Annotated in this window: 3 protein-coding genes and 1 pseudogene; 2 read left to right on the plus strand and 2 right to left on the minus strand. The window is 70.6% G+C overall.

Annotated features, from left to right (window positions below; genetic code table 11):
- Together VF794_RS09245 and VF794_RS09250 are read right to left on the minus strand one after the other, a co-directional pair.
- Positions 1-187 (minus strand): annotated as a pseudogene (locus VF794_RS09245) (deoxynucleoside kinase); the annotation flags it as partial.
- A 14-nt stretch (positions 188-201) separates the two neighbouring features.
- On the minus strand, positions 202-1,023 hold the full coding sequence (locus tag VF794_RS09250) for a glycerophosphodiester phosphodiesterase (protein ID WP_331108863.1): 822 nt from the start codon (positions 1,021-1,023) through the stop codon (positions 202-204).
- Positions 1,024-1,124: 101 nt separating this feature from the next.
- On the opposite strand from VF794_RS09250, the gene VF794_RS09255 reads away from it, so the two are divergent.
- Positions 1,125-2,183, plus strand: coding sequence for a hypothetical protein (locus VF794_RS09255; RefSeq protein WP_331108864.1), 1,059 nt, complete (start codon positions 1,125-1,127; stop codon positions 2,181-2,183).
- 211 nt (positions 2,184-2,394) lie between these two features.
- Positions 2,395-3,881: serine/threonine-protein kinase (locus VF794_RS09260; protein ID WP_331108866.1), on the plus strand; the 1,487-nt coding region annotated here is incomplete at its 3' end.

The following is a 3,881-nucleotide window of genomic DNA, read 5'->3' on the forward strand; positions in this document are numbered from 1 at the left end:
TGTTGCCGGCGAGCGCGAGGAAGCGCTTGGCGCGGGGAGGGCGCACGCGGCGCACCGTGTTGCGGGTGGGGGCCTCGAGGGCCGGAGCGGGGGACACCAGGGCCGGCTCGGGCACGGCGAGGGGCTGTGCGGTGGCGGGGACCGAGGCGGCCTTCGGAGCGCGCTTGCGCGGGGGTGTGCGAGGCATGGGTAGGGAAGGGCCTAGCCCGGCTTTTGATGGTCGTCCAAGATCTGGCGCAGCAGGTCCGGCCTGTCCGTCATGATGCCACCCACGCGCTCTGCGACAAGCCGGCGCATCTCCTTGGGGTCATCCACCGTCCACACATTGAGCCACCGGGAGTGGGCATCCACGGCGCGCAGCAGGGCCTCGTCCACCAACCGCACCTCGCCAAAGTGCAGGGGCATGTCCAACACGGTGTAACGCGGATCCTCCGGCGTCGGCTCGCCCGCTCGCACGGCGAGCACGAAGGACGCCAGGGCCTCGCGTGGATAGAAGTGGCAGGCCTCCGGCAGCACCCGGGCCAGCCGCTCCCCCACTTCGTCCAGCTCACTGCCCACGCACGCACGCTCCAGCGCGCCCTCCTCGCGCAGCACCTGGGCGAAGACGTCCTCGATGCCCGGCACGTCCGGCTTCACCTCGATGTTGAAGCGCAGGCCGGGGAAGGCGCGCAGCAGCTCGCGCAGGGAGGGCATGCGCACGCCCTGGCCGCGGAAGGGGTAGGTCCGGCCTCCGTTGGGGCTGAAGAAGTAGCCCGCGTCCAGCCGCTGCAACTCGGAGAGTGTGTGATCCGCCACGGCGCCCACACCGTCGGTGCAGCGCTCCAGGGTGGCGTCGTGGGCCACCACCAGCTCGCCGTCGCGGGTGAGGTGGACGTCCGTCTCCAGCACCTGGGTGTGGTAGTGCTCCACCGCCCGTTGGAAGGCGGCCAGGGTGTTCTCGGGCGCGAGCAGCGAGCCGCCCCGGTGGGCGATGTGCAAGGTCGGGGAGAGACCGAGGAAGTAGGGGTGCTTGGGCAGGGGCATGGCGGTGGCGGTACGAGGGGGGAGTCGCTTCCTTGCCGGCCCCCGTGACCCACCGATATAAGGCCCGACATACGAGGTCGCAGTCCATAGGAGACGCACCGGTGATTTCTCTGCGCAAGACTCTTGGAACGGCGGCCCTGCTCGCCGCGGCGCTGGCCGCTGGCTGTGATGGTCGTGGCGGCGGTGCCGACGCGGGTGATCAGCCGGGCTGCACCGGCGTGTGCAGCGATGCCGGCGGCTCCGAGGCGGATGCCGGGGCGGATGCCGGGACGCAGACCGACGCGGGCACGCAGACCAGCCCCACGGAGATGAGCGTCGCCCAGGCGCGCAACGCTTCGTTCGGCACCTGGGTCAAACTCCGGAACGTGGTCATCCAGACCGTGGAGTTCTCCAACAGGGGCAATCAGGGTGACTACCGGGGCTACTTCTGGGTGGTGGATCCCGCCAACCCCAAGCAGGGCCTCTGGGTCTACAAGTTCTACCAGGACCTGCCGACCACCTATGAGCCGAAGGTGGGCGATCGCATCGACATCGAGGGCTGGGTGAACTACCGGGGCCGCTACGAGCAGTCCACGGCCTACCGGCCCCAGCTGGCCAACAAGTTCGAGGTGGATCGCTCGCAGGCCAAGCTCGTCATCACCCAGCTGGGCACGCTGACGCCTCCCGCGGACCACGAGGTCCCCGCCGGCTTCGGCAACGCCGACGGCGGTTTCGGGCGCCCCAACGCCGAGTACGCGGGCTCGCGCGTGCACATCCCCGGTCCGCTCTCACTGAGCAACCCCAACCCCCGGGCGATGCAGCGCGTGTCGGACGACCCGAATGATCCGCGCTTCTTCGGCTTCGAGCTCGAGGGCGGCATCCTGGTGCGCAACTACAAGACCTTCGGTGAGACCGACGGGGGCGACGTGCGCTGCGACTGGCGCCAGAAGGTGCTCGACGGCGGCTCCGTGGTCTTCCCCCAGGGCGTGCGTGGTGTGTGGGAGACCTACACCTACTCACCCTGCCAGGATCGCGCCAGCACGGACGCGGGGTGCTTCCGGGATCCGGCGCTGGTGCCGGGCACGGAGCAGTCGGATGGCGGCGGCAACAAGTTCACCTACGTGCTCCACCCCCAGGACTGCGCCACGGACCTCCCGGGCCAGTGGGACGCGGGCCAGTAGTCCTCACTGCCAGGGTGGGCGAGCGTTCAGTCAGGGCGCCCACCTTTCTTCCACCTCACCACCCATGTGGTGATTGCGGGTAAGCTCGGGAAAAGTAGCTCGAGGCTTCCTCTTCGATCGACTCCAGGGGGCTCCCATTTCCGAGACATCTCCCCAGGCTGCGACCCCCTTCGGCAAATACCTCCTCATCAAGCGGCTCGCGGTGGGGGGTATGGCGGAGCTCTTCCTCGCGCAAGAGCCACCGCGGCCGGAGCTCGTGGTCATCAAGCGCATCCTCCCGTACCTGTCGGAGGAGCCCGAGTTCGTCCAGATGTTCCTGGACGAGGCTCGCATCGCCGCGCAGCTCCACCACCCGAACGTCGTCCAGGTGTTCGAGCTGGGGCGCATCGACGAGAGCATCTTCATCGCGATGGAGTTCGTCGAGGGCGTGGACCTGCGGCGCATCCTCGCGGAGGAGACGAAGTTCAGCGCCGCCGTGTCCTACGCGGTGGCCGCGCGCATCTGCGCCCAGGTGGCCGCTGGCCTCGACCACGCCCACAACTCCAAGGGCGTGGATGGTCGCCCCCTGGGGCTCATCCACCGCGACGTCAGCCCCCAGAACGTGATGGTGGGCTATGACGGCTCGGTGAAGCTCGTGGACTTCGGCATCGCCAAGGCCGAGGCCCTCGCCGAGCGCAGCAAGCCCGGCGTCATCAAGGGCAAGTTCCTCTACCTCTCGCCCGAGCAGGTGATGCAGGAGCGGCTGGACTCGCGCTCGGACATCTTCGCGCTGGGGGTGATGCTCTATGAGGTCACCACCGGGCGCTCGCCCTTCGCCCGGCCCACGACGGAGGCCATCCTCTACGCCATCCGCTTCGAGACGCCCTCGCCTCCGCACCTCATCCGCGACGACTACCCGCAGGAGCTGTCGCGCATCGTGATGAAGTGCCTGACGAAGGACCGCAACCAGCGCTACCAGCGGGCCTCGGCGGTGCAGGCGGACCTGGAGGCCCTGCTGGAGTCGGGCACCATGCGGCAGAGCGACGACGTGGCGGAGTACGTCGCGCGGCTGCTGGGCGAGGAGGAGGAGCGCACCATGCTCCACGTCCCCATCCCCGCCTCGCGCAAGGGCGCCGCGTCCGCGCCCGTGCCCGCTCCCCCCGCCGCGCCGCCGCAGCCCCCGGGCCTCACCGCGCGCCCCGCGCGCCGCTCCAGTGCCGAGAGCCTGGCCTCCGTGGGAGACTCCGATGACGCGGAGTTCGCCACGGAGATGGCCCGCCCGCAGGACATGATCGCCGCCGCCTCCCCCTCCGTGCTCCTGGGGGACGAGGACGAGGAGGAGGAGGCCACCGCCATCCGCACCATGCCCGGGCGTCCCTCGGGGCTCGCCGCGCAGGCCGCGCCTCCCGTGCCGGCGCGTGCCGTGCCTCCGCGGCCTCCCACCGGGGAGTCCACCGTGCAGGAGCGGCCCGCGCGCGCCGGAGCGACCCCTCCTCGGCCCACGCCCGCCCGCAAGCCGGGCTCCTCTCCCTCCGTCGCCGCGTTGGACCGTCGCCGAGGCCCTCCCGTGGACATGGACGAGCCGGACGAGCGGGACGACCTGGACCCGCCGGATGAGGACCTGGAGGACGAGGCCTCCCAGTCCGTCTCCGTCACGCCCGCCACGGTGAACAGCCGGGTGCCCATGCGTGCCGCGCCCCTGGCGCGCGAGGAGCACGA

The organism is Archangium sp., assembly GCF_036389735.1.
In the GTDB taxonomy this organism is placed as follows: Bacteria; Myxococcota; Myxococcia; order Myxococcales; family Myxococcaceae; genus Archangium.